This is a genomic window from Streptomyces sp. NPDC002935, from assembly GCF_040611295.1.
Lineage (GTDB): Bacteria > Actinomycetota > Actinomycetes > Streptomycetales > Streptomycetaceae > Streptomyces.
In genome coordinates this window covers 1-24902 of sequence record NZ_JBEXNW010000004.1, presented here as the reverse complement: position 1 = coordinate 24902, position 24902 = coordinate 1, and the positions used below count along the sequence as shown (strand labels likewise).

The 24902-nt window shown below is 72.1% G+C and carries 21 protein-coding genes; 7 read left to right on the top strand and 14 right to left on the bottom strand.

The window, feature by feature from the left end:
* From ABZX90_RS06020 to ABZX90_RS06000, 5 genes are all read right to left on the bottom strand, one after another.
* On the bottom strand, positions 1-894 hold the full coding sequence (locus ABZX90_RS06020; protein WP_355201815.1) for a carbohydrate ABC transporter permease: 894 nt from the start codon (positions 892-894) through the stop codon (positions 1-3).
* Positions 895-897: 3 nt separating this feature from the next.
* Positions 898-1839, bottom strand: a complete 942-nt coding sequence (locus ABZX90_RS06015; protein WP_351135249.1) for a sugar ABC transporter permease — start codon at positions 1837-1839, stop codon at positions 898-900.
* A 10-nt stretch (positions 1840-1849) separates the two neighbouring features.
* Positions 1850-3187, bottom strand: coding sequence for an ABC transporter substrate-binding protein (locus ABZX90_RS06010; RefSeq protein WP_351135251.1), 1338 nt, complete (start codon positions 3185-3187; stop codon positions 1850-1852).
* A gap of 59 nt (positions 3188-3246) precedes the next feature.
* Complete coding sequence (locus ABZX90_RS06005; protein WP_351135253.1) at positions 3247-4458, bottom strand: ROK family transcriptional regulator; 1212 nt, start codon at positions 4456-4458, stop codon at positions 3247-3249.
* A 222-nt stretch (positions 4459-4680) separates the two neighbouring features.
* Positions 4681-5511, bottom strand: a complete 831-nt coding sequence (locus ABZX90_RS06000; RefSeq protein ID WP_351135255.1) for a hypothetical protein — start codon at positions 5509-5511, stop codon at positions 4681-4683.
* Between the two features lie 481 nt (positions 5512-5992).
* On the opposite strand from ABZX90_RS06000, the gene ABZX90_RS05995 reads away from it, so the two are divergent.
* Complete coding sequence (locus ABZX90_RS05995; RefSeq protein WP_355201812.1) at positions 5993-6598, top strand: hypothetical protein; 606 nt, start codon at positions 5993-5995, stop codon at positions 6596-6598.
* Positions 6599-6784: 186 nt separating this feature from the next.
* On the opposite strand, the gene ABZX90_RS05990 is transcribed toward ABZX90_RS05995, so the two are convergent.
* Entirely contained in the window at positions 6785-7882 is a 1098-nt protein-coding gene (locus ABZX90_RS05990) for a mechanosensitive ion channel family protein (protein WP_351134859.1), read from the bottom strand.
* Positions 7883-8153: 271 nt separating this feature from the next.
* On the opposite strand from ABZX90_RS05990, the gene ABZX90_RS05985 reads away from it, so the two are divergent.
* Positions 8154-8690, top strand: coding sequence for an HNH endonuclease (locus ABZX90_RS05985; RefSeq protein WP_266758820.1), 537 nt, complete (start codon positions 8154-8156; stop codon positions 8688-8690).
* 51 nt (positions 8691-8741) lie between these two features.
* Here the strand turns inward: ABZX90_RS05985 and ABZX90_RS05980 are convergent, their stop codons facing one another.
* Genes ABZX90_RS05980 through ABZX90_RS05955 form a run of 6 tightly spaced genes read right to left on the bottom strand, consistent with a single transcriptional unit; the run spans position 8742 to position 16420 of the window.
* Complete coding sequence (locus tag ABZX90_RS05980; RefSeq protein ID WP_355201810.1) at positions 8742-9383, bottom strand: hypothetical protein; 642 nt, start codon at positions 9381-9383, stop codon at positions 8742-8744.
* Positions 9380-10963, bottom strand: coding sequence for a hypothetical protein (locus tag ABZX90_RS05975; RefSeq protein WP_351134855.1), 1584 nt, complete (start codon positions 10961-10963; stop codon positions 9380-9382). The genes ABZX90_RS05980 and ABZX90_RS05975 overlap by 4 nt, the downstream gene beginning before the upstream one ends.
* Positions 10960-11820: an ABC transporter ATP-binding protein gene (locus ABZX90_RS05970; RefSeq protein WP_351134853.1), complete on the bottom strand. Its 861-nt coding sequence runs from the start codon at positions 11818-11820 to the stop codon at positions 10960-10962. The genes ABZX90_RS05975 and ABZX90_RS05970 overlap by 4 nt, the downstream gene beginning before the upstream one ends.
* Complete coding sequence (locus ABZX90_RS05965) at positions 11817-12815, bottom strand: zf-HC2 domain-containing protein (protein ID WP_351134851.1); 999 nt, start codon at positions 12813-12815, stop codon at positions 11817-11819. Before ABZX90_RS05965 ends, ABZX90_RS05970 begins: the two co-directional genes overlap by 4 nt.
* Complete coding sequence (locus ABZX90_RS05960; protein ID WP_351134849.1) at positions 12812-13432, bottom strand: RNA polymerase sigma factor; 621 nt, start codon at positions 13430-13432, stop codon at positions 12812-12814. Before ABZX90_RS05960 ends, ABZX90_RS05965 begins: the two co-directional genes overlap by 4 nt.
* A gap of 33 nt (positions 13433-13465) precedes the next feature.
* Positions 13466-16420 carry a beta-N-acetylglucosaminidase domain-containing protein gene (locus ABZX90_RS05955; RefSeq protein WP_351134863.1) on the bottom strand — a complete coding sequence of 985 codons (2955 nt, stop codon included), beginning with the start codon at positions 16418-16420 and terminating at the stop codon, positions 13466-13468.
* Positions 16421-17047: 627 nt separating this feature from the next.
* Here ABZX90_RS05955 and ABZX90_RS05950 point away from each other — a divergent pair.
* The 3 genes from ABZX90_RS05950 to ABZX90_RS05940 are packed head-to-tail and all read left to right on the top strand — an operon-like array spanning position 17048 to position 19760.
* Complete coding sequence (locus tag ABZX90_RS05950) at positions 17048-17317, top strand: hypothetical protein (protein ID WP_355201807.1); 270 nt, start codon at positions 17048-17050, stop codon at positions 17315-17317.
* Positions 17317-19464 (top strand): 4-alpha-glucanotransferase, encoded by a 2148-nt coding sequence (gene malQ / locus ABZX90_RS05945; protein WP_355201805.1) that lies wholly within the window; start codon positions 17317-17319, stop codon positions 19462-19464. Before ABZX90_RS05950 ends, malQ begins: the two co-directional genes overlap by 1 nt.
* Before the next feature lie 56 nt (positions 19465-19520).
* Positions 19521-19760 (top strand): hypothetical protein, encoded by a 240-nt coding sequence (locus tag ABZX90_RS05940; RefSeq protein WP_351134845.1) that lies wholly within the window; start codon positions 19521-19523, stop codon positions 19758-19760.
* Between the two features lie 120 nt (positions 19761-19880).
* On the opposite strand, the gene ABZX90_RS05935 is transcribed toward ABZX90_RS05940, so the two are convergent.
* The gene (locus tag ABZX90_RS05935) at positions 19881-20378 is read right to left on the bottom strand and encodes a MarR family transcriptional regulator (RefSeq protein WP_355201803.1); all 498 of its coding nucleotides are present in this window, start codon (positions 20376-20378) and stop codon (positions 19881-19883) included.
* A 227-nt stretch (positions 20379-20605) separates the two neighbouring features.
* On the opposite strand from ABZX90_RS05935, the gene ABZX90_RS05930 reads away from it, so the two are divergent.
* A complete protein-coding gene (locus ABZX90_RS05930; RefSeq protein WP_355201801.1) occupies positions 20606-21595 on the top strand; it encodes an EamA family transporter in 990 nt (329 codons plus the stop codon).
* On the opposite strand, the gene ABZX90_RS05925 is transcribed toward ABZX90_RS05930, so the two are convergent.
* On the bottom strand, positions 21592-22068 hold the full coding sequence (locus ABZX90_RS05925) for a DUF1203 domain-containing protein (protein ID WP_351134839.1): 477 nt from the start codon (positions 22066-22068) through the stop codon (positions 21592-21594). The genes ABZX90_RS05930 and ABZX90_RS05925 overlap by 4 nt on opposite strands.
* A 111-nt stretch (positions 22069-22179) precedes the next feature.
* Between ABZX90_RS05925 and pepN the strand changes: the two genes are divergently transcribed.
* Positions 22180-24768: an aminopeptidase N gene (gene pepN, locus ABZX90_RS05920; RefSeq protein ID WP_355201799.1), complete on the top strand. Its 2589-nt coding sequence runs from the start codon at positions 22180-22182 to the stop codon at positions 24766-24768.
* The last annotated feature ends 134 nt before the right edge of the window (positions 24769-24902 follow it).

The window sequence follows — 24902 nt, the reverse complement described above, 5'->3', positions numbered from 1 at the left end:
TTAACCCTTCACTCCGGTGAGCGTGACGCCCTCGACGAACGCCTTCTGCGCGAAGAAGAACACGAGGATCACGGGGGCCATGACCAGGACGGTCGCGGCCATGGTGAGATTCCAGTCGGTGTGGTGCGCGCCCTTGAACGACTCCAGGCCGTAGGAGAGGGTCCAGGCGTTCTGGTTCTCGGAGGCGTAGATCTGCGGGCCGAAGTAGTCGTTCCAGGCGTAGAAGAACTGGAAGAGGGCGACGGCCGCGATCCCCGGCTTCGCCATCGGCAGGACGACCTTCAGCAGCGTCCGCAGGTCCCCGCACCCGTCGACCTTGGCCGCGTCCAGGTACTCGTTCGGGATGGTCATCAGGAACTGGCGCAGCAGGAAGATGGAGAACGCGTCCCCGAACGCCATCGGGATGATCAGCGGCCACAGCGTGCCGGACAGGTCCAGCTGCTTGGCCCAGAAGAGGTACATCGGGATGATCACGACCTGCGGCGGCAGCATCATCATCGAGATGACCAGCATCAGCGACAGGTTCCGGCCGCGGAAGCGGAACTTGGCGAGCGCGTAGGCGACCGGGATCGAGGAGACGACCGTCAGAACGGTGCCGGCTCCCGCGTACAGCAGGGTGTTCCGCCACCAGGTGAGGAAGCCCGGGGTGTCGAAGACCTTCTTGTAGTTGCCCCACTCCCAGGTGTGCGGGATGAGATCGCGGCTCAGCGCCTGGGTGTCGCTCATCAGCGAGGTCAGGAACACGAACACGAAGGGCAGCACGAAGAAGAGGGCGGCCGCGAGGCCGAGGGAGTGGATCGCGACCCACTCCAGGAGGGCCCTGCGGCGGGCGGTGCGCTCGGCGGGGGAGACGGGAGCCGTCAACTCCACCGGCTTGTCGAGTACTTGAGTCATCGGTCAGTCACCTGCCTGGATGAGACCGCCCCGGCGCCGCATCAGGAACGCGGTGAACACCATGGACAGGGCGAACAGCACGAGCGCGACCACACAGGCGGAGCCGTAGTCGAAGCGCTGGAAGCCGAGGTTGTAGACGAGCTGCGGCAGGGTGAGTGTCGACTTGTCGGGATAGCCGGGCTCGAACTGCGTACCGGCGCCCTGGATGACGCCCGAGGCGACCTTCCCGGCGATCAGCGGCTGTGTGTAGTACTGCATGGTCTGGATCACACCGGTGACGACGGCGAACATCACGATCGGCGAGATGTTCGGCAGTGTGACGTACCGGAAGCGCTGCCAGGCGGAGGCGCCGTCCAGTTCGGCGGCCTCGTACTGCTCGGTGGGCACGTCGAGCAGCGCGGCCATGAAGATGACCATCAGGTCGCCGATGCCCCACAGGGCGAGCAGGGTCAGGGCCGGCTTGGACCAGGTGGGGTCGTTGAACCAGCCGGGAGCCGGGATGCCGATCTTCTCCAGGAGCGAATTGACCGGTCCCGTACCGGGGTTGAGGAGGAAGGCGAAGGCCATGGTGGCCGCGACCGGCGGGGCGAGGTAGGGCAGGTAGAAGAGGGTGCGGAAGACACCCGTGCCCGTCTTGATCTTCGTGATCAGCAGTCCCACGCCGAGTCCGAACAGCACCCGCAGGGTCACCATGACGAGGACCAGCCACAGGGTGTTGCGCAACGCGGGCCAGAACAGCGGGTAGTTCTCGAAGACGTACGTCCAGTTCTTCGTTCCGCTCCACGTCGGCGGTTTGAAGCCGTCGTAGTGCATGAAGGAGAAGTAGACGGTCGAGATCAGCGGGTAGGCGAAGAAGACCGCGAAACCGATCAGCCAGGGCGACATGAAGGCGAGGGTCCGAAGCGCCGATCGCCGGCGCTTCGAAGCGAGCGTGACAGTACTCATGTCCGTGCGGCTACTTCGCCTGCGCGATGTCCGTGTCGATCTGCTTGGCGGTGGCTTCCAGGCCCGCCTTCAGATCTTTGGTCTTGCCGCTCTCGTAGTCGTATCCGAACTGCTGGAGCGTCACGAGGTAGGTGCCGCCGTTGATGGACGCCGGAGTCGTCGTCGAGTTCGGGTTCGACGCGATGTCCAGGAAGGTCTTGAACCGCGGGTCGTACTTCAGCTTCGGCGACTTGAGGGCCGCGAGCGTGGAGGGCACGTTGTGGATGTCGTTGGCGAAGCCGACCACCGCGTCCGTGTCCGTGGTCATGTATTTGACCAGTTCCCAGGCCGCGTTCCGCTTCTTGCTGGTGGCCGCGACGCCCGCGATCGTGCCGGTGATGTAGCCCTTGCCGTACTGGTCGGCCTGGTCGTCCGGGACGGGCAGCGGGGCGACCCCGATCTCGAAGCCGGGCTTGGCCTCCTCTGCCATGCCGAGCCGCCACTCGCCGTCGAGCTGCATGGCGACCTGACCGGTGTGGAAGGGGTGCTTGGGGCCCCATTCGTCACCGAGCTTGGAACGGTAGGTCTCCAGCTTCTTGTAGCCGCCGAGTTCGTCGACCAGCTTCTTCTGGAGGGTGAACCCGGCTGTGAAAGCGGGGTCCTTGGCGATGTTCGACTTGCCGCTGCTGTCGAAGTACGTCGGCGAGAACTGCCCGAAGTAGTGTTCGGTGGTGGACTCCCAGCCGTGGTAGTTCGGCATGAAGCCGAGCTGGGAGTACGAGTCGCCCTTGGCGACGGTCAGCTTCTTGGCGTCCTTCTCGAACTCCGACCACGTCTTCGGAGGAGAGCTGATCCCGGCCTTCTCGAAAGCGGTCTTGTTGTAGTAGAGCCCGTACGCGTCACCGAGCAGCGGCACCGTGCAGCGGTTGCCGTCGAACTGGGTGTACTCGTTCATCGCCTTCGGGAAGGTCGTCTCCGGGTCGATGTCCGCCTTCTTGAAGAAGGGGTTCAGATCGACGAAGGCACCGGACGAGCAGAACTTGCCCACGTTGTTGGTGGTGAAGGAGGAGACGACGTCGGGGGCCTTGTCGCCGCCCGCGCGCAGCGCCTGGTTGATCTTGTCGTCGGTCATGTTGCCGACGACGTTCACATGGATGTTGGGGTGCGCCTTCTCGAAGCCCGCGACCAGCGACTTCACGGCCTTGACCTCGTTCGGCGCGCTCCAGGCGTGCCAGAAGTTGATCGTCTGCTCCTTGGACGCGTCGTCGCTCGCGCCGGAGTCGGACTGGCCGGTACAGGCGGTGGCGAGGAGGGCTATCGAGGCGGAAGCGGCGAACGCGACAGCCGTCTTTCGGGACATTCCGGGCATGGCGAGATCTCCCTGCGAGGGACGGGGCGGGACGGGGGAGTTGCGGGCTGAGGACGGATTCAGCGGGAGGTGTCGAAGACCTCGTCGCGGGTGGCTGCCAGGGCGCTCTCCAACGCGCCGCGCAGCACGGGGTGTTCGTGTACGTCGCCGACGACGAGGCGTGGCCGGGACGCGGCCAGCTCCTCCAGCTCGGCCTGGACCAGGGCGCGCAGCGGTTCCCCGCCCGCGGTGAGCGACGATCCGCTGAGGACGACCAGTTCGGGGTCGAGCACGGAGACCAGGGAGGCCAGACCGGTGGCGAGCCCGGTCGCGTACGTCTCCAGGAGCCGCCGGTAGGGGCCCTCGTCGACGGCGGCGGCCCGTTCGACGACGGTGGCCGCGACCTCGGCGTAGGGGCCCGTGGGCAGGTCCTTGATGCCGAGCTCGCGCGCCAGCTTGGGGATGGCCTGCGAACCGGCCAGTTCCTGGTAGCCGCCGCTGTTGGCCTTGGTCACCTGGCGCACCAGGGGCGCGCCGGGCACCGGCAGGAAGCCGACCTCGCCGGCGCCGCCGGTCCAGCCGCGGTGCAGCCGGCCGCCGAGCACCAGCGCGGCGCCGAGACCGCCCTCGTTCCACAGCAGGACGAAGTCCTCGTGGCCCTGGGCGGCACCGAGCCGCTGCTCCGCGATGGCGACGAGGTTGACGTCGTTCTCGTATTCGACGGGCATCGGCAGCGCGGCCGCCAGTTCGTCGAGGAGGGCGGGGGTGTGCCAGCCGGGCAGGTGGGAGGCGTAACGCAGCCGGCCGGTGTTGGGGTCGAAGGCGCCGGGGGTGCCGATGACCAGGCGGCGGACGTCGTCCCGGGCGAGCCCGGCCGCCTTGACCGCGCCGTCGAGGGCGTCGGTGACCTGGCGTACGACGGGCTGGGCCGGGCGGCGGCCCGGGGTGGGCAGCTCGTACTCACCGACCGTCCGGCCGGTGATGTCGGCGACGGCGGCCAGGATGCGCTCGGGGGTGACGTCCAGGCCCGCCGCGTGGCCGGCGCCCGGATTGACCACGTAGAGCTGGGCGTTGGGGCCGGGCCGGCCCTCGCTCGTGCCGGTGGCGAGCACGAGGCCCGCGGCTTCCAGGCGGGCGAGGAGCTGCGAGGCGGTGGGCTTCGACAGCCCGGTGAGCTTCCCGATCCGGGTCCGGGAGAGCGGGCCGTGCGCGAGCAGCAGATCGAGCGCGGCGCGGTCGTTCATCGCGCGCAGGACGCGGGGGGTGCCCGGCGTACCGGCGGATCCTGCCATGTCTGTCGCCACCTGCCCTTCTTGACCGACCAGCTTCCCAGGGGTGCCTTCGGGAAGTCCACCGCAAGATCATTGTTAGGAAAGTTTCCTATTGCTGGTGCGAGGAAAGTAGGCCGGGGGAGGTGGGGGCGTCAAGAGAAACCGCCCCCGCGGCAACAGAGTCGTTACCTGCGAGGGCGGTGTGTCGGTGCTGGACAGCGCGCGTTCGTGGCGCGCCGCGGCCTACTTCACGTCGACGTAGTCACCGGTGGCCGCCTTGGCCCCGGTGGTGGACGTTCCGGCGAAGGAGAAACGGTAGGTGCCGTCGGCCGAGGCCGTGACGGTGGTCTTGAGCGCGCCGGACGTGCCGGACGTGACCGTCTTGACGGTCGTGTAGGCGCTCGCGCCCTTGGCCTTGAACTGCAGGGCGACCGGCTGGCCGGTGTAGCCCGCGTACTCGCCGCTGTACCAGTTGGCGCGGGTCAGGCCGCCGGTGACGGTGAGGGTTTTGCCCTTGGTGACCGGCTCCGGGCCCGCGTTCACGGTGAGCTTGGCGGCGCGCTTGACCTGCACGGAGGCCAGGGGGCCCCACATGTCGTCGGCGTAGTCGAAGCTGACGTGGCCGTCGGAGTCGTCCTCGTCCGCGGCGATGCGCCCGTAGTAGCCGGCGGCGTGCCAGGTGGTGGCGTCCGCGGCCTCGAACAGGAGGAACGGATCGACGGCGATCGTCTCCTTGCAGGACTCGGTCACCATCGTGGCGGTCGTGGCCGTGGTGGTGCAGGTGGGAAGGGCGTCGTTCTCGACCTCGTTCTCGATCCGGGAGAGCGAACCCCGGTAGAGGACGACGCCGGCCGCCTTCGTCTTGTAGTCGAGCACGATGTCGGCGGGGCGGGTCAGGGTGTAGGTGACCGGAACGTTCACCACGTTGGTGGTGCCGACGACGATCGGCTTGCCGCCGTTGACGACCACCTTCGAGAAGGTGAAGTCCGGAGTGGTGGCCGACGCGGCCGGCACGGCCAGGGCGGACAGAGCCAGGGCGCCGGAGACGACGGCGCCTATGGCGTACTTGCGCATGGATTCCCCACCTTCGTGGCGGACCCCAGGGCGTTGCGCTCCAGAACAAGGGTCCGCTGTCGAGGCTGACGATAAGGGGCGGGTGAATGTGGCCACCATGCGGGTGACCTGTGAATACAGGCGATTCAGGCCGGGTGGGCGCGACGGGTGCGGACCAGGCTCGGCAGGCGTCACGAGTTGATCACGATCGCCCATCGGCCCAGGTCGCGGGCGTGCACGGCCTGTTGTCGCCCATCTGTCCGGTGTTGCGGCGGATTGCCGCACTGTCCGCGCACAGTTCCGTCACAGGCGTGAAGGGCGCGAGTGCGCTCCCGCCGCGCGGGTCAAGGGCGTTGGCGCGGTCCGAGATCACCGAGCGATGACGCGGGCCCTCCCGCGCGGACCGTCGCACAGGTCGTCACTTCCTCGATGACATACGGTGCCGGGCCAGGGCCTCGGCCCGGACCTCCGCACCTGGGCCGAACCATCCGGAAGTGACTCCATGAAGGCGAACCGTCGGACGACACGGGCGGCGCTGACCCGTCTGCTCATGGCGTGCTGGGGCACGGTCGCGGGCCGGTGTGTTCCGCTGGTTGCCGTCCAGTTGTTCTTCGCCCTGCCGGACGGCGACTTCGCCTGGCCCGCCGCGGGCCGGGAGACCGCCGACGTGCTCCTCGCGTGGACGGTCGTGAGCTTCGTCGGGGCGGCCCTCGGGGTTCTGGTGCTGCGTCGCCGGGCCCACGCCTCCGGTCTGACGCTCCCCGCCGACGCGCTGGGCGTGCGGCAGACGCACCTGCTGCGGCCGATGTCCCTGGCGGTCGGCTGGCAGGAGCGCGTGCGCGGGGAACTGGTCGGGTCGCGGCGGGCGTTCCTCGTCGCCGAGAGGGGCCAGGAGGAGATCCACTTCCGGTGGCGCCCCGGGCGCGGGGACCGCTCCGTGTGGGGATCGCTGGCCTTCGACCCGACAGCGGGGACGGTGCTGCTCGACGTCCGTGACCAGGAGGGGCTCCTGGGGGTGGCCGGACTGGGAAAGGGCTCCGCGTTCGCCGCGGCCTGCCAGATAGCGCGGGTGACCGGACTGGAGTCGCCCGCGACGGCGCCGGCCTGACCTCCCGTCGCGGGGACGTCTCCCTCCCCGCGACCGCTCCGCGCGGGGGCGGCACCAGGCCCCCCACGCGCAGGAGACGGCATCGGAAGCGCTACGGCGAAGGCGGCATCCGAAGCGCTACGGCAGAAGGCGGCGCCCGGAGAATTCCGGGCGCCGCCTTCTGCTTCTACGGTCGGGTCCGCGCGCCTACTTCTGAACGGGCGTCGGTGTGATCGGTGAGGCCGCCATGGCCTGCGGGGACGCCGGGTTCGCCTGGGCCGACGGGGCGGCCACGCTCTCCGTCGGGTCGGGAGCCGGCTCCTCCTCCGGCTCGGCCGCCACGCCGCCCACGATGCGGATGTCCGCCGCGTCGAAGGCGCGCTTGATGCGCCAGCGGAGTTCGCGTTCCACGGACAGGGCCTTGCCGGGCATGGTCTTCGCCGACACGCGGACCACCATGGAGTCGAGGAGGACGCTGTCCAGGCCCAGGATCTCGATCGGGCCCCACAGACGCTCGTTCCAGGGCTCTTCCTTGCTGAGGGTCTCGGCGACCTCGTCGATGACGGACCGGACGCGGTCCAGGTCCTCCGAGGCGCGGACGGTGACGTCCACACCCGCCGTGGCCCAGCCCTGGGAGAGGTTGCCGATGCGCTTGACCTCGCCGTTGCGGACGTACCAGATCGCGCCGTTGTCGCCGCGCAGCTTGGTCACGCGCAGGCCCACCTCGATGACCTCGCCGGAGGCGACGCCCGCGTCGATCGAGTCGCCGACGCCGTACTGGTCCTCAAGGATCATGAAGACGCCCGAGAGGAAGTCGGTGACCAGGTTGCGGGCACCGAAACCGATCGCGACACCGGCCACACCGGCCGAGGCGAGCAGCGGGGCCAGATTGATCTCGAACGTGCCGAGGATCATCAGCGCGGCCGTACCCAGGATCAGGAAGGACGCGACGGACCGCAGGACCGACCCGATGGCCTGGGAGCGCTGCCTGCGGCGCTCCACATTCACCAGCAGGCCGCCGAGCGCCGTGCCGTCGACGGCCTCCGCGGTGCGGCTCATCCGGTCGATGAGCTTGGTGATGGCCCGCCGCACGAACACTCTCAGTACGGCGGCCACCACCAGGATCAGCAGTACGCGCAGACCGATCGCCAGCCAGGTCGACCAGTTCTCCTCGACCCAGCTTGCAGCGTTGGTCGCACTTTCCTGGGCGTCCTGAAGCGTGGGGGGCACCGGACCGGTCGACGTCGAGGGAGACGGCGACGGGGTCGAACCGGCGGCCAGGGCCAATAGGACGGGCAGGGACACGGCAGGTACCTCCAGGCGTAGCGGTCTGCCCACGGCCGGGGACACGAGGGGCGCCGTTCGGGCAGAACCACAACACTAACGGGGCAAAGCGCGAGGCTCGTTGCCATGTTCGGGGGAGAGACGGTGCTCACCTGGGGATGAAGGGAGTGTGGTCGAAAACACTCCCAGCCCGTTACCGGGACATGGTGGCGCTTCCACCAGGCATGAGGGGAGACTGGCTGCAGATCGTCCCGGCGCGAGCCACGCGCCGCCGGCGTACAAGGAGGCATCCGTGCCGCACGTCCTGGTCCTCAACGCGTCGTACGAGCCGCTCGGCGTCGTACCGCTCCGCCGCGCGCTCGTCCTCGTCCTTGAGAACAAAGCCGTCTCTCTCGAGGAATCCGGCGCCTTCATGCACAGCGCGACCGTTACTGTCCCCGCACCCAGCGTGGTCCGGCTGAAGAGGTTCGTACGGGTTCCCTACCGAGGGCCCGTCCCGCTGACCAGGCGAGCTCTGTTCGCCCGCGACGGCGGCCGGTGCATGTACTGCGGTGGCGTCGCAACCAGCGTCGACCACGTCATCCCGCGCAGCCGCGGGGGTCAGCACGCCTGGGACAACGTGGTGGCATCCTGCCGCCGCTGCAACCACACCAAGGCCGACCGCCACCTGGTCGAGATCGGCTGGCGCCTGCGCCACAAACCGGCCCCGCCGTCGGGGCTCGCATGGCGCATCATCGGAACCGGGCACCGGGACCCACGCTGGTTGCCCTACCTGCAGCCGTACGGCGCGGACGACGCGATGGCCCGGATCGACGGCATTTCAGCCTGACGATCCGGGCTTTTGTGTCGGCTCGCGAGGCCCGGCCTGCGAGACCCCGCGTCAGGCGCGGGGTCCTTCGGGGCGGGCACCGCGGGCCGCGCAGAGTGCCGTCCCGATCACGAAGAGTGCGAGTCCGGCTGCCCAGGCGGCGCGCTGGGGGCCCGGCTGCATGAACCAGGCCAGGACTGTCGCGTTACTCACACGGGGCGAGGAGGCCGAGAGGTACACGGCGCCGAAGTACAGCGTCGTCGGCATCCAGCTGAGCCGGGCGCCGAGCAGCACCGCCGCGGTCGCCGTGAGGCCGACGGCCCCCAGTGTGTTGCGGACCATCGCCGCCGCGCCGAACACCTGGGATTGTCCCGGAACGGCGAGGGCCAGCAGTGCCGCCGCAAGGGCGCTGAGCACCAGCAGGTGGGCCAGGCGCCTCGGCCACCAGGGGCGTACCGCGGTGTCGTCCAGGTCGCGTGTGTACGTGTGAAGGCTCACGCCGATCACCGCCGAGGCCAGCAGTGGCGCGAGCGCGACCAGCGGCACCCTGAGGTACGGGTCGAGGTAGGCGTCCGGACGGCCCGCCACCCACACGGTGAGCAGCGCGGCGCCGGCCAGGGCCGCCAGGGTCGTCGGGATGCCCCGCGAGCGGGCGTACAGGGCGAGAGTGCGGAGTGCGTGCCCGGGCTTCAGGAGTGTCTGTGGGACGTTCACAGGGACGGAACCTCGCTCGGCTTCGGGTCGCACTGGTCGGCCGTCGCGAAGTAGCGGCCGAGCCAGGAACGGCGTTCGTCGTCGGTCATGGCGGTGAGGTGCGCGTACGCCCTGTCCTCCGCCCGGTACCTCGCGAGTTCCTTCGTGTCACCCTGCTGCCGGGCCCGCGCCATGAATCGCCGACGCAGATCCTCGGACAGGGAATCCGGGGCCAGCCAGCGCAGTACCGCCTCGTCGGTGACCTGGACCCGCTGCGCGGGCGGCGACGCGGGGCAGTCCCAGCGCACCAGCGCATGGGCCGCCTCCCACGCGTACCGCTCCGGATCGGTCACCTCGGCGCGGACGGCGCTCCAGCCGAACGGAGTGAGGTTCGGCAACTGCGCCTCGTTCCGGCGCGGAGACCGCCGCAGGTCCTCGTAGAGGACCGGCAGGTTCCGCACGCCCTCCAGCCGGCCGGTGAGGCCGGACAGCGCCCGCGTCACCTCCGGCAGCATGCCGGGATAGGTGGCGTTGACGCAGATGTCCGGGGCGGCCGAGGTGTCGCACACCTGGTGGTGGGCGAGCGGGTTGTCGCGCAGCAGGCCGTCGCCCGTCTGGACGAGGAGGACGGCGGCGCCGAGCGCGGCCGCGAGCGGCAGCAGCGCGGTGGCACGGCGGTACGCGGTCAGGGCCAGGACCGCGGCGGCGGCGAGCCCGGCCGCCCACAGGGCGGACACGAGCGGGTACCACCAGACGGCGAGGTTTTCGTCACCGAGGATGTGGACCGCGCAGAACGCGAGGTAGCGGAGGTCGGACCGCTGGGTGCCGAGGACGCCGGCGACGAGGTATCCGCCGATCGCGAGCAGGGGAGCGGTCAACCGGAAGGAGACCGCCCGCCCGGCCGTGTGACCGAGGACCGCGCAGGCGGCGAGCGAGAGGGCGTTCCCGGCGTACACGGTCGGCGCCGGGCCGCCCGCCGACGCGTACGGAGCGCAGGCGATCAAGACCCCCGCCGCCACCAGCAGGTAGGCCGCGGCCAGCCAGCCGGCGAGCGGCAGGGCGGCCACCAGGAGTTGGACGAGCGGTGTACGGGCGGTCGAGGAGCGCAGCTCCGTCATCCGCAGCCTGCGCTCCCGGCCGCCCTGCCAGGAGCCCGCGGCAAGCGCGAACGGAACGCCGATCATGGCGGCCGCAGTACTCAGCATCTCGGTCGTCTCACCCCAGCTGCCCTGCCACTCGGCCGACTTGGCGGCGACGGCCCACGCGAGAGCGAGCAGCAGTCCGGCGCCCGCCCAGGGGGCGAAGCCGCGCAGCGACTCGACGCGGAGGGGATGGGGGGTGGAGCGGGGTTCAGGAGCGGAGGCGGCGCCGGGGCGGGTGCCCTTGTGACCACGTGCGCCGGACGGATCGGAACGGGCGTCCGTCAGGCGTACTTCATCGGTCCCCGGCTCTGTCGAGTGGCCCTCGTGGGGCCGCTGGACCGTCGGGTGGCCGTCGTCCGGCCCGGTCCCCCGGCTCGTACCGAGGTCTCCGTCGGTCTGCGCGGGTGGGCCCGCCGGACCGACCGGGCCGTCTGCGTCGGGCTGGACACGCATGTTCATCGGCCGGCACCCATCGCCGTGCGGTGGCCGCGCAGGGCCGCCGTGTAGCCGCGCTCGATGGCGTTGCCGTCGGACTCGTGACCGTCCGCGCCGAGCGCGGCGAGCGAGCGGGGCGTGCCGCGGTAGGCGACCTGTCCGGCCTCGATCAGGGTCACGTCCGTGCACGCCGCGGCCACGTCCTCGACCAGGTGGGTGGAGACGATCACGGTGGCGGTCCGGCCCAGATTCCGCAGCAGCGCCCGGAACTCGACGCGCTGTTCCGGGTCCAGGCCCGCGGTGGGCTCGTCGAGCAGCAGCAGGCGGGGGTCGTTCACGATGGCCTGGGCGATGCCGACGCGCCGGATCATGCCGCCGGACAGGGTCTTGACCTTCGCGTCGATGCGGTCGGCGAGGCCGACCCGGGCCACGGCCCGTTCGACCGCGCCGGAGGCGGCCGCGGGCGGCACCTCCTTCAGCCAGGCCACGTAGGCGACGAACTCCCGCACCGTGAAGCCCGGGTAGTACCCGAAGTCCTGGGGCAGATAGCCGAGTTCCCGGCGCACCGCGCTGCGATCCCGATGGTCGCGAAGGTCGCTGCCGAGCATCTCCACCCGGCCCGACGTGGGCGCCGCGACCGTCGCGAGGACGCGGATGAGGGATGTCTTGCCGGCACCGTTGGGGCCGAGCAGGCCGTGGACTCCCGGGCTGAAGTCCAGGTCGACGGCGTCCAGGGCGGTGGTCCTGCGATGTCTGACAGTCAGTCCGGAGACCCGTACGGCGGCGGTCCGCGGACCGTCTCCGCCGTGCTCGGCCGGGTCGGTCCCGGGGCGGTCGTCGCCGCCGAGGGCCGGCATATCGGTCGTACCAGGGATGTTCACATCGTCTCCAGACGGTCGTACGAGGTGCGGCGCGCGGCGAGGAGGAGCGCGCACAGCACAGTCGCCGCGGCCCAACCCCCCTGGGACGAGGCACCGGTGAAGTAGAGGGAAAGCTGATCGCTGAGGCGGACCGTCAGACGGGTGCCGGTGGACGCGAAGAGCGGAGCCGTGACGGCGAGCACCCAGCCCCCGCCGACCACCGCCGTGGCGGTACGGCAGCCCACGTACCCGCAGAGCACGAGCGAGGCCAGGGTCAGGGCCAGTCCCGGCAGCAGCCAGCCGGCCGTGGCGGGTCCGGTCGGCAGGTGCGGGCCGGAGGGCGGGAGGAGCAGCCCCGCCACCGTCAGCAACGGCAGGCTGACCGCCAGCACGGCGGCCGTTCGTGTCAGCAGGAGGCGCAGCCCGCCGGAGGGAGCCGACGCGGCGATCTCATGCAGCGGATCGGCGTGCCGTCCGTAGGAGAGGGCGACTCCGGCCACGGGGACGACGGGCGCCGCGGCCAGCAGCCAGGGCCGTGCCCCCGTCCATCCGCCGCCGTACGCGAGCGCGACCGCCCCCACGGCGACGAGCACCACGGCACCGGCCCAGGCCCCGCGTACGGCGGGCCCGGCGGCCCAGACGAGCCGAGCGAGCCGCCCCCCGACGGCTCGCGCGGCTCTCGGTACCGTCGGCGCGAGCCCGAGGGCCGGAACCGGCATCGGGGCGCGGCCCGGTACGGGTGCGGCAGCCGGAGGTACGGCGACCGGGACCCGGACGGTCGCGGCGGCCAGGGCGGTCGCGGCGGCCGGGGCCGGTTCGCGCACCGCGTTCAGGACCGCGTCCCGGACCTCCGCCAGCACCACGCCCGCCGCGCCTGCCCGCACCGCGTGCGAGACGCGCGCGGCGCAGGAACCGCAGTGTTCCAGATGTTTCTCGAGGGACCAGGCGTCCGTTTCCGGAAGGGAGCCGTCCGTGTAGCGGGCGACGAGGTCGTCGGGGGCGTGCCAACCGGTCATGCCGGGCCTCCCAGCGGGGACGGAGCCAGGGACGGATGCAGGTAGTGGTTCTGCGACGGGTTCAGCTGGGCGAGCGCGGCGCGGAGTTCGGCGCGGGCCCGCATGGCGCGCGTCTTGACCGTGCCTTCCGGGATGCCGAGGAGACGGGCGGTCTCGCGCGTGGTCAGCCCGTCCACGACCGTCGCCCGCAGCACCTCGCGCAGCTCGGGAGAGATGCGGTCCAGTGCCGTGCCCACGTCGCCGTACTCGAGTTCCGCCAGCACGCGGTCCTCGGCCGACGGCGCGGGCACCGGCGCCGCGTACTCCACACGCGCCGCCCGCTCCTGCACCCGTCGCGCGTCCACCAGACGCCGCGCGGCGATCGTCCACAACCAGCCGCCGGCCTCCGCGCCCCGGTGGGTGCCGGCCGACCGCCACACGGTCACGAACGTGTCCTGCAGCACCTCGCGCACGACCTCGGGATCGGCGCAGCGCCGGGTCAGCCGCAGGTGCAGCCAGCCGGCGTGCCGGTCGTACAGCGCGGCCATCGCCGCCGAGTCTCCGTCCGAGACGGCCCGCAGCAGCGCCGCGTCCGTGTCGTCCTCCCGGTGGCCCCTCGTGGGGCGGAACAGTCTCACACCCCGTCTATCGATCACCTCGGGGTCACCGGTTCACTCGGCGGAGGATTCCTGCCCGGCAGCCTTCTCCGCGACCGCGTACGCCTCCACCGACCACAGCGAATACCCGTACCGCGTCGCCCGCTCGATCCCCTGGACGCGCACGTAGCGGACGTCCCGCTCGTCGAAGCGGAGGGATTCGCGGCCGCCGCGGCCGTCGGTCACGGTCGTCGCGGTGCGCCAGACGCGGCCGTCGGCGGAGACCTGGACGCGGTACGCGGACGGGTACGCGTCCTGCCAGCTCAGCACGAGCCGGCCGAGGCGGACCGGTTCGGCGAGCTGGACCTGCCACCAGGCGCCGTTCTCGACGGGGGAGGACCAACGGGTCCCCGGATCACCGTCGTTGGCCGCCGACGCCGGGAAGTCGGGGGTCTCGTCGCCGGAGGAGGAGGCCGTGCCGTTGCGAGCCAGGTCGGGGCCCGCCGTGCGCGGGAAGGCCCGGACGGTCAGGGTGCGGGTCTGCGAGCCGAAGGCGACCGTGACGTCGTACGAGCCCGACGGTGTCCCCGGCGGGACCGTGACCTCGACGAGGCTGTCGACGACGGCGCCGCGCGGGATGGTCCCGGAAGGCTGCGCGACCTCGACCTCGATGCCCTTCGGGGCCCGCGCGGTCAGTTCACCGCGGACGTCGGATGGACGCAGCGACGTCAGCCGGGCCGTCAACCGCTGCGTGCCGCCGATCTCCACGTCCGTCACGGAACGGGCCAACTCCAGGGCCACGGCGGGGGAGTCGGCGAACCACGGCACGAGATGGCGGACCTGGGAGCGCTCGGGACCGATGACCTGGAGGGCGTCCGCGCGCACGTCCGCCGCGTCGACCTCCGTCGCACCCCCGGCGCCGAGCGCGCCGAGGTAGCGCCAGCCCTCGCCCGGGACATGTGCCTCGACGAACCCCGTCGTGCCGGGATCGGTGAGCACGCTCACGGCGGTGAGGGTGCGGGGGCGCGCGAAGCGGACGATGCGGCCGTCCTGCTCGCCGCCGCCGTCCTCCCGGGTGCCGTCGTCCCGCGGCCGGTCGGCCCGCGGAGTCCCGCCGTTGTCCGGGGCGCCGCCGCCGTCCGCCGCGTCGCCGCCGGTCCCCGTGCCGCCGCCCGCCGTCGCGCCGGTGTCCTTTCGCGCGCCGTGGCCCGTGGACGGCTCGTGGTCGAGGCCCGCCCACTGCTCGTACGCCGTGCGGGCCTTCGTCAGGAACGGGTCGAGCACACCCTTGCCGACCGTCACCCCGCTCGCCGCGAGCTCGGCACGCAGCCGGTTCAGCGTGCGGTACGCCGTCCAGGCCGCCGTCGCGTCACCGCTCGACTGGGCGCCCAGCAGCGTGACAGCCGTCTCGCCGGCCTCGCCGTAGCGCGCCAACTGCTCGGTCCAGGGCTCCACTTCGGTGGCGATCGGACGCCCCGCCAGCCGCTTCGGGGTCTCACGCATCACCGTGAACGCGGCGCGCAGCCGCTCGGCCGCCCTCTCGTTCGCGGCCCGGTCCGTGGTCGTCCGCGCCTGCCAGAACGCCTCGATGAGCGGGCGCAGATACGCCGACTCCTCGCCGCCCAGGACGGAGGAGGCGTCGTTCCCGGCCAGCGCGCGGAGCGCGTCCGCGCTCCGGGCGTCGCCGTCCGCGAGGTCCTCGATCGCGGCCCCCCAGGACTCCTGGGGCCGGTAGTCCCGCGGATTCCACGCGTAGTCGGCCGCGGTGAACAGCGGGATGCGGGAGGCCTCGGCCTGGGGCATCGCGTTCGCCAGCAGCGCCGCCGAGCTCGTGGCGACCGCCGGCTCGCGTCCCTGGTAGGGGCCCAGGAACACCCGGTCCTGCGCGTAGTCGTTGACGGGGTAGTTGTCCATGGTGACGAGCCGGTGGCTGCCGAACACCTCGCGGGTACGCGCCAGTTCGGCGCCCGTGATCGTCTTCGGCACGACACCGACGCCGGTCCACGCGACCTCGACGCCCTCGTCCAGGGCGCTCGCCAGCTGCCGGCGGTAGGCGGTCGAACCGTCCTCGTAGTACTCCGTCGGCATCAGGGACAGCGCGGCCACGTCCGGGAGGCGCGCGGCGAGATGACGGGCCACGGCGTTCGCCACCCGCGCCTGCGCCTTCGCCGCCGCCTCGGAGCCGGAGCCGAACGCGTCCGCGTCCGCCCCGCAGTGCCACTCGGTGTAACTGACGTCCTGGAACTGCAGCTGGAAGGCCCGGAACCCGAGTGCCCACATCGCGTCGATCTTGCGCGTCAGCGCCTTCACGTCGGCGTCCGAGGAGAAGCACATCGCCTGCCCGGGAGCCACCGCCCACGTCGGCGTGACGTGGTTGCGGCGCGCGCGCTCCGCCAGGTCCCGGAAGTGGGCGCGCTGCCCGGCCGGGTACGGCTCACGCCAGCGCGCCTGCCGGAAAAGGTCGTCACCGGGCGCGTAGACATAGCGGTTCTGCTTGGTGCGCCCCATGAAGTCCAGCTGCGCGAGGCGCTGCTCGGCGGTCCAGGGGCTGCCGTAGAACCCCTCGGTGGTGCCGCGCACGGCGGTGCCGGGCCAGTCCCGGACGACGGCACCGGCGATCCGGCGGTCGGCTCCGAGAAGCTGACGCAGCGTCTGCACCCCGTGGTACAGGCCGTCCTCGCCGACTCCCGCGAGGGCGACGGTGTCACGGCCGTCGGTGCGGCCGACGGCCAGCCGGTAGCCACCGGAGGGGAGATCGGCGCGGGGCGCGGCGCCGAGCGCCGTGAGCGCCCGCTCCAGGGAGCCCGATGCGGCGCTCGCGCCGGTGAAGGAACTCGCGCCGCGGGCGCCCTGCCGGCCGGTGCTCGCCGATTCCGTGCCCGCGCGCACCACCAGAGCGTGCGCCGGGAGCGCGTCGCCGTCGAGCGCCGTCGTGATCCTGCGGGCACCGGCCTGCCGCAGCAACGCGCGGAGCGCTTCGAGGGCGTACGGGTCGAGCGCGGTGTCCGAGGCGTACGCGTCGACGGTCACGCCGGGGGCGTACGGAGTGTGAGGTGCGCCGGGGGAGTAGGAGCCGGCCGGGGAACCGGAGCGCGCGCCGCCGGGCGAGCCGGACGCCGCCGGGCCCGTCGTGCCGGTGATCAGGACGACCTCGTCCGTGACCGCGACCGGAGTGCCGTTGGCGCTCAGGGACTGCGGGCGGGGCCAGACGGTGGGCACACCGCTTCCGGTGGGCTCGCGGTCGTCCGCGGAGGCCGTCGGACCGGGAGGTGCCGCGACAGCGGCGGGAGCTGTGCCGAACGCGCTCGCGACTACGGCGAACGCCAGTGCGGTCGCCCCTTTCCCACGGCCGAGTCGCACGGTTCCCCCTCGTAGCCTGCCGCCCCCGACTGCGGCGTCGGGTGGCGTCGAGCCCACCATCCGGGCGGTGAAGGTGTCAACGAGAGTGGCCGATGTGCCGCGATTGCCCCAGCCTGGAAGGGCGGCCCGGAGAGGCGGGACGGCGACAGAGTGTGACCAGAAGCACGTTGTTCGTCCGTGTGCGTCTGCCGTCGCGCCCACGGGGTAGGGCTGAGGTGGCCGCCAGGGCATCCGTTTCCGGCACGATCTGCCGGAATGCCCTCGGCCGCCGTACCCGACCTCGACAAGGAGGCCCCTGTGGCCGCATCGGCACACCTTCTCCTCTCGGCCCTGTCCAAACGCGGAGCGGAGCCGTCCGTCCCCGGCCCGCGCGCGGGCCGGGCGTCCGTCGAGCCCGAGGGCGCCCATCCGTGTCTGCTGAGCGCGGAAGGCGCCTGCGCCGAGGTGCCGCTGACCAGCGAACCCCCGCTGCCCGACGCCGAGCCGCTGACCAGCGAACCGCCGCTGGCCGACGCCGCGCACCTGACGAGCGAGCCCACCTCGACCGGCGCCGCGTCGGGGGTCTGATGGCACCCAGTGGGCCCGCCGACCCGCCGCGGACGGCATCGGAACCGGCACCGCGGACGCCGCTGTCCCGGCTCGCCGAACTGCATGGTGTCGCCCCTGACTACAACCCCTCCCCGGACCGCACGGTCGCGGCCCCGGACGCCGCGCTCGTCGCGATCCTGGCGGCGCTCGGGGTCGACGCGAGCACCCCCGACGCCGTGCGCGCCGCCCTCGCGCTCCACGAGGCCGGGACGGCGCGGCGGCTGCTGCCGCCGACGCTGGTGTGCTGGGGCGGCGACACCCCCGCCGCGCTGGCCGGACTGCCGGACGGCACCCGGCTGCGTATCACCACCGAACAGGGCGAGACCCGCGCCTCGGCCGAACAACTCCCCTCCGGCGTCCACGCGCTGCACGCCACCGCCCCCGACGGCCGCAGCGCCGACGTCCACCTCGTCGTCGCCCCCACCCGGCTGCCCGCGCCGCCCGGACGCACGTACGGCCTGCTCGTCCAGCTCTACTCGCTGCTCTCCCGCCGCTCCTGGGGCATGGGCGACCTCGGTGACCTCGCCGAGCTGACCGCCTGGGCGGGCCGGGCGCTCGGCGCCGGATTCGTCCAGGTCAACCCGCTGCACGCGGCCGTGCCCGGCGACCCCACCGACCCCTCTCCGTACCGGCCCTCCTCCCGCCGCTTCCCCGACCCGGTGCACCTGCGGGTCGAGGACATCCCCGAGTACCCGTACGCCGAGGACCACGACCGGCTGCGCACGGTGCTGGAGCGCGCCGAACAGCTGCGCGAATCCGTCCTGCGCAAGGGCGCGCTGATCGACCGTGACGCCGTGTGGGACCTCAAGCGCGAGGCGCTCGCATCGGTCCGCGCGGTGCCGCTCGGGCCCGGCCGACGCGCCGCGTACGCCGACTTCCTCGCCCAGGAGGGCCAGGAGCTGGAGGACCACGCCACCTGGTGCGCGCTCGCCGAGGTGCACGGCTCCGACTGGCGGAACTGGCCCACCGGCCTGCGCGACCCCCGCTCGTCCGAGACCGCCCGCGCGCGGGGCGAACTGTTGGACCGCGTCGACTTCCACAGCCGGCTCGCCTGGCTCACCGACGCCCAGCTCGCCACCGCCCAGCGCTCCGCGCGTGACGCGGGCATGGCCGTCGGCCTCGTGCACGACCTCGCCGTCGGCGTCCACCCCGACGGCGCCGACGCCTGGGCCCAGCAGGAGTACTTCGCGGCCGGCATGTCCGTCGGCGCGCCCCCCGACGCCTTCAACGCGCGCGGCCAGGACTGGGGCCTGCCGCCCTGGCGGCCGGACCGGCTCGCCGCCTCCGGATACGCCCCCTACCGCCGCCTCCTGCGCGCTCTCCTCCGGCATGCCGGCGCCCTGCGCATCGACCACGTCATGGGCCTGTTCCGGCTCTGGTGGATCCCCCAGGGACAGCCGCCCACCGAAGGCTCCTACGTCCGCTACGACGCCGAGGCCATGCTCGCGATCCTGGTACTGGAGGCCTCGCGGGCCGGAGCACTGGTGATCGGCGAGGACCTCGGCACGGTCGAACCCGGGGTGCGCGAGACGCTCCAGGAACGCGGAGTGCTGGGCACGTCGGTGATGTGGTTCGAACGCGACTGGGACGGCGACGGCACGCCCCTGCCCCTCGACCGCTGGCGCGCCGACTGCCTGGCCACCGCCACCACCCACGACCTGCCGCCCACCGCGGCCCGGCTCACCGGCGAACACGTCGAACTCCGCGACCGGCTCGGCCTGTTGACCCGCTCCCTCGACGAGGAGCGGGCGGCCGCCGCCACGGACGCCCGGGAGTGGCTGGCGCTCCTCTCCCGCCTCGGGCTGCTGCGGGGCACGAGCGGCGGGGCCCCCGCGACGGCGGAGGAGGCCGAGATCCAGGCCGTGCACCGCTTCCTGCTGCGCACCCCGGCCCGCATGATCGGCGTCTGGCTCCCGGACGCCGTCGGCGACCGCCGCCCGCAGAACCTGCCCGGCACCTCGGACGAGTACCCCAACTGGCGCCTGCCCATCGCCGATGCCGAGGGCCGCCCGATGACCCTGGAGGAACTGGCCGCGTCACCCCGGCTGCACGCCCTGATCGACGTGGTGCGGGCGGAGAGCGGCCCGGCCGGCGCACCCGGGAGCCCACCGCGCCGTGCCCCGTGACGTCCGTACGGCACCCCGGGCGCGCGGGTCGGTCGGGTGTTCGCTACGTTTGCACCGTGGACAAGAAGAACGCTCTGCGCGCCGGTGCCCTGGCCGCCGGTACGACGCTGATGATGCTGCTCATGTCGTCCCCCGCGCTCGCGCTGACCCGCGACGACGGCGACGACCCCGGCCCCGGCCTGAGCGTGATCGAAACGCTCGGCCTCTACGTCGCGCTGCCGATCGTGCTGTTCCTGGTCATCGCCGGCCTGGTCATGGTCCTGGACAAGTCCCACAAGCAGCCGAACCAGGGCTGAGCCCCGCTCTTCGCCCCAACTCTCTTCGTCGAGGGAGTCCACGCACCCACCGGTGCGAGGACTCCCTCGACGCGTTTCACGACCACCGCGTCCGCCCGGACGGGTGCTGCCGGACCGGCCCTAGGGAGCGGTGGCGGCCAGCAGCGGGCGCAGGAGGTCGGCCAGTTGGGCGGCCTGGCCGCTGTCGAGGGTCGAGAGCGCGGCCGTCTGGACGGCGAGCCCCGCCCCGACCGCCTCGTCGATCAGGCGCAAGCCCTCGTCCGTCAGGGTGACCTGGAGGCCACGCCGGTCGTGCGGATCGGGCGAGCGGCGGAGCAGCCCGGCGCGTTCCAGCTTGTCCAGGCGCCCGGTCATCCCGCCGGTGGTCAGCATGAGCGTGGCCGAGAGCTGGCGCGGCGAGAGCGTGTAGGGCGCGTCGGAGCGGCGCAGGGTCGCCAGCACGTCGAACTCCCCGCGCGAGATCCCGTACCGCGCGTACGCCTTCTCCATCCGGTCACCCATGGCGCGCGAGAGCCGGAAGACGCGCCCGAAGACCTCCATCGCCGCGGTGTCGAGGTCCGGCCGGACGGCGGCCCACTGCTCGATGATCGCGTCGACGGGGTCCTTGGGGGTGCTCATGAGGGCGAGTATCCGCCGCGTCGCAGGTCGGCCGCAAGAAAGTAGCTAGGAAGAGAGTGGGTCACCGGGAAGCGGGTCATTGCTAAGCAGCTTGACTATAAGTAGCTTAGAACTAAGCTATTTATAGCTGACCTACTTCGGTTGGTCTGCCGAGTGTCCTGCTTCCCCTTCCCACCGTCCTGCTCCCGCCGGCCCTCTCGTTCGGCCTTCTCGAAACCGGGTGTCCCGTGGATGCGCGCCGATCCGCCCTGATAGCCCTCACCGCGCTCGCTCCCATCTCCTGGGGCAGCACCTACGCCGTCACCACCGAGTTCCTCCCGCCCGACCGGCCGCTCTTCACGGCCGTGCTGCGCGCCCTGCCCGCGGGACTGCTGCTCCTCGGGCTCGCGCGCGTGCTGCCGCGCGGGATCTGGTGGGGGAAGGCGACCGTGCTGGGCGCGCTGAACATCGGCGCGTTCTTCCCGCTGCTGTTCCTCTCCGCGTACCGGCTGCCCGGCGGGATGGCGGCCGTGGTCGGGTCGATCGGTCCCCTGTTCGTGGCGGGCCTCTCGGTGCTGCTGCTCGGTGACCGGCCGACCCTCCGTACGCTCCTCACCGGCATCGCCGCGGCCCTCGGCGTCAGCCTCGTCGTGCTGAAGGCGGCGGGTGCGCTCGACCCCGTGGGTGTTCTCGCGGCGCTCGCCTCCACCGCGTCGATGTCCACCGGCACCGTGCTCACCAAGCGGTGGGGGCGGCCGGACGGGATCGGTCCACTGGCGCTGACCGCCTGGCAGTTGACCGCCGGCGGGCTGCTGATCGCGCCGGTCGCCCTCGTGGTCGAGGGTGCGCCGCCCGCGCTGGACGGCCGGGCGATCGGCGGCTATCTGTACCTCGCGCTGGCGAACACGGCGGTCGCGTACTGGCTGTGGTTCCGGGGCATCGGCCGGCTCACCGCCACCCAGGTCACGTTCCTCGGCCCGCTCTCGCCGCTGACCGCGGCGGTCATCGGCTGGGCGGCGCTGGGGCAGGCGCTGACACCGGTCCAGCTGGCGGGCATGACCCTGGCCTTCGGGGCGACGGTGTTCGGCCAGCTGCGAGTCCGCGCGACCGCCACCGGCTCCGCCCCGGTTCTCCGGGATCTCACCAGGGCACCCCGGCCCGACCGGGAGCCCGGGCCCGACCGGGCTCCCCTGCCCGACCTGGCTTCCCGGCCCCGCCGTACCTCGCACGGGAACTAGCCCCGCCGTACCTCGTACAGGAAGCAGCCGTACTCCACCGCCCGCACATGGACCAGGGCCACCTCCGGATCGGCGAACGCCGTCGTGAAGGCCTCGTCGAACGCGTCCGGTGTCCGCACCAACTGGCCGCCCAGGATGTGCCCCTCGGCCGAGTAGCGGCGCACCGTGCGGTGGGCGGCCGCGAAGGGCAGGCCGTCCCCGGCCGGGCCCGCGCACGCGTCCGCGTGGATGAAGACCGGGCCCTGCTCGTCGTAGGCGCCCGGATCGGCCCCCGTCGACGCGGCCCAGCGGCGCAGCGGGGCGTAGGAGACCAGGGCGATGCGCTCGCCGGGCTCGCTGCGACGCAGGCAGCAGCGCAGCGGGGCGCCGCCCTCCGCGTCGGTCAGCGGGGCGAGCGGACGGCCCGCGTCATCCGTGTCGCGGAGCTCCTTCAGGACGGTCGGGCCGATGGGGCGTGCGGTGTACGTCGTCATACGTCCAGACTCGCGCCCGCGCGGCCACGGCACCGGCGGGAAACGGACATCGCGTTCCGTGTGGGCCCGTGGAAGGATGGCGCAACCCACACATAACGAGGAGATGACCGCGTGCCTGGCACAAACCTGACCCGCGAAGAGGCGCAGCAGCGCGCGAAGCTGCTCACCGTTGACTCGTACGAGGTCGATCTCGACCTTTCCGGCGCGCAGGAGGGCGGCACCTACCGGTCCGTGACCACGGTGCGCTTCGACTCCGCCGAGACCGGTGCGGAGACGTTCATCGACCTGGTGGCCCCGGCGGTCCACGAAGTCACCCTCAACGGCGACCCGCTCGACCCGGCCGAGGTCTTCGAGGACTCGCGGATCGCGCTGCCCGGGCTCCTTCAGGGCCGCAACGTCGTCCGCGTCGTGGCGGACTGCGCGTACACCAACACCGGTGAGGGCCTGCACCGGTTCGTCGACCCCGTCGACCAGCAGGCATACCTGTACACCCAGTTCGAGGTCCCGGACGCCCGCCGCGTCTTCGCCTCCTTCGAGCAGCCCGACCTGAAGGCCACCTTCCAGTTCACCGTGAAGGCGCCCTCCGGCTGGACGGTCATCTCCAACTCGCCGACCCCGGAGCCCAAGGACGACGTCTGGGTCTTCAAGCCGACGCCGCGGATCTCGACGTACATCACCGCGCTGATCGTCGGCCCGTACCACTCCGTGCACAGCGTGTACGAGAAGGACGGACAGTCCGTGCCGCTGGGCATCTACTGTCGTCCCTCGCTCGCCGAGTTCCTCGACTCGGACGCGATCTTCGAGGTCACCCGTCAGGGCTTCGACTGGTTCCAGGAGAAGTTCGACTACGCGTACCCGTTCACGAAGTACGACCAGCTCTTCGTGCCCGAGTTCAACGCGGGCGCGATGGAGAACGCGGGCGCGGTCACCATCCGCGACCAGTACGTCTTCCGCTCGAAGGTCACCGACGCCGCGTACGAGGTGCGCGCCGAGACGATCCTGCACGAGCTCGCCCACATGTGGTTCGGCGACCTCGTGACGATGGAGTGGTGGAACGACCTCTGGCTGAACGAGTCGTTCGCCACCTACACCTCCATCGCCTGCCAGGCCTACCACCCCGACAGCCGGTGGCCGCACTCCTGGACGACCTTCGCCAACTCCATGAAGACGTGGGCGTACCGGCAGGACCAACTGCCCTCCACCCACCCGATCATGGCCGAGATCCGCGACCTCGACGACGTGCTCGTCAACTTCGACGGCATCACGTACGCCAAGGGCGCCTCCGTCCTCAAGCAGCTCGTCGCCTACGTCGGCATGGACGAGTTCTTCAGCGGCGTGCAGGCCTACTTCAAGGCCCACGCGTTCGGGAACACGCGCCTGTCCGACCTCCTCGGCGCCCTGGAGGAGACCTCCGGACGCGACCTCGGGACCTGGTCGCAGAAGTGGCTCCAGACCGCCGGGATCAACATCCTGCGCCCGGAGATCGAGACCGACGCCGACGGTGTCATCACCTCCTTCGCCATCCGCCAGGAGGCCCCGGCCCTGCCCGCCGGCGCCCAGGGCGAGCCCACGCTGCGCCCGCACCGCATCGCGGTCGGCCTGTACGACCTCGACGGCGCCGAGGGCGGCAGTGGCAAGCTCGTGCGTGACGAGCGCCTTGAGCTCGACGTGGACGGGGAGCTGACCGCCGTACCGCAGCTCGTCGGCAAGCGCCGCCCCGACGTGATCCTGCTCAACGACGACGACCTGTCGTACGCCAAGGTCCGCCTCGACGAGGACTCGCTGGCCTTCGTCACCGAGCACCTCGGCGACTTCGAGTCCTCCCTGCCGCGCGCCCTGTGCTGGGCCTCGGCCTGGGACATGACCCGCGACGCCGAGCTCGCCACCCGCGACTACCTCGCGCTGGTGCTGTCCGGCATCGGCAAGGAGTCCGACATCGGTGTCGTGCAGTCGCTGCACCGCCAGGTGAAGCTGGCGATCGAGCTGTACGCCGACCCGACCGCCCGCGAGGCGCTGCTGACCCGCTGGACGGACGCGACGCTCGCCCACCTGCGCGCGGCCGAGGCCGGCAGCGACCACCAGCTGGCCTGGGCGCGCGCCTTCGCCGCGACCGCGCGCACGCCGGAGCAGCTGGACCTCCTGGAGGCGCTGCTCGAAGGCCGCGCGACCATCGAGGGCCTCGCCGTCGACACCGAGCTGCGCTGGTCGTTCGTGCAGCGGCTCGCGGCGGTCGGACGCTTCGACGACGCGGAGATCAGCGCCGAGTACGAGCGTGACAAGACGGCCGCCGGTGAGCGGCACGCGGCCACGGCCCGGGCGGCCCGTCCCACCGAGGAGGCGAAGGCGGAGGCGTGGGCCTCGGTCGTCGAGTCCGACAAGCTCCCGAACGCCGTGCAGGAAGCGGTCATCGCGGGCTTCGTCCAGACCGACCAGCGTGAGCTGCTCGCCCCCTACACGGACACGTACTTCGCCGTGGTCAAGGAGATCTGGGACGCCCGCTCGCACGAGATCGCGCAGCAGATCGCGACCGGTCTCTACCCGGGCATCCAGGTCGCCCAGGAGACCCTCGCCAAGACGGACTCCTGGCTGGAGGCGGCCGAGCCCAACGCCGCCCTGCGACGACTCGTGTCGGAGTCCCGCTCCGGCGTCGAGCGGGCCCTGAAGGCACAGGCGGCGGACGCGCAGGCGACGACCGCCTAGTCCGCGGTAGCACGGTAGGCGGACAGCGGTCCGTGGACACGACGACGGCCTGCGCCGGCGGATCGTCACGGCCATCAGGAGCCGGCTGTCCCCGCGCCATGTGCCCGACGTCATCGTGCCGGTCCCCGCGGTCC

What these genes read in the sequence shown, in the direction of transcription:
- malQ (WP_355201805.1), top strand. Translation starts at nt 17,317, where the DNA reads ATGGCACCCAGTGGGCCCGCCGACCCGCCGCGGACGGCATCGGAACCG.
- ABZX90_RS05975 (WP_351134855.1), bottom strand. Translation starts at nt 10,963, where the DNA reads ATGAACATGCGTGTCCAGCCCGACGCAGACGGCCCGGTCGGTCCGGCG.
- ABZX90_RS06015 (WP_351135249.1), bottom strand. Translation starts at nt 1,839, where the DNA reads ATGAGTACTGTCACGCTCGCTTCGAAGCGCCGGCGATCGGCGCTTCGG.
- ABZX90_RS05935 (WP_355201803.1), bottom strand. Translation starts at nt 20,378, where the DNA reads ATGAGCACCCCCAAGGACCCCGTCGACGCGATCATCGAGCAGTGGGCC.
- ABZX90_RS05965 (WP_351134851.1), bottom strand. Translation starts at nt 12,815, where the DNA reads ATGACCGGTTGGCACGCCCCCGACGACCTCGTCGCCCGCTACACGGAC.
- ABZX90_RS06010 (WP_351135251.1), bottom strand. Translation starts at nt 3,187, where the DNA reads ATGCCCGGAATGTCCCGAAAGACGGCTGTCGCGTTCGCCGCTTCCGCC.
- ABZX90_RS06020 (WP_355201815.1), bottom strand. Translation starts at nt 894, where the DNA reads ATGACTCAAGTACTCGACAAGCCGGTGGAGTTGACGGCTCCCGTCTCC.
- ABZX90_RS06005 (WP_351135253.1), bottom strand. Translation starts at nt 4,458, where the DNA reads ATGGCAGGATCCGCCGGTACGCCGGGCACCCCCCGCGTCCTGCGCGCG.
- ABZX90_RS05925 (WP_351134839.1), bottom strand. Translation starts at nt 22,068, where the DNA reads ATGACGACGTACACCGCACGCCCCATCGGCCCGACCGTCCTGAAGGAG.
- ABZX90_RS06000 (WP_351135255.1), bottom strand. Translation starts at nt 5,511, where the DNA reads ATGCGCAAGTACGCCATAGGCGCCGTCGTCTCCGGCGCCCTGGCTCTG.
- ABZX90_RS05995 (WP_355201812.1), top strand. Translation starts at nt 5,993, where the DNA reads ATGAAGGCGAACCGTCGGACGACACGGGCGGCGCTGACCCGTCTGCTC.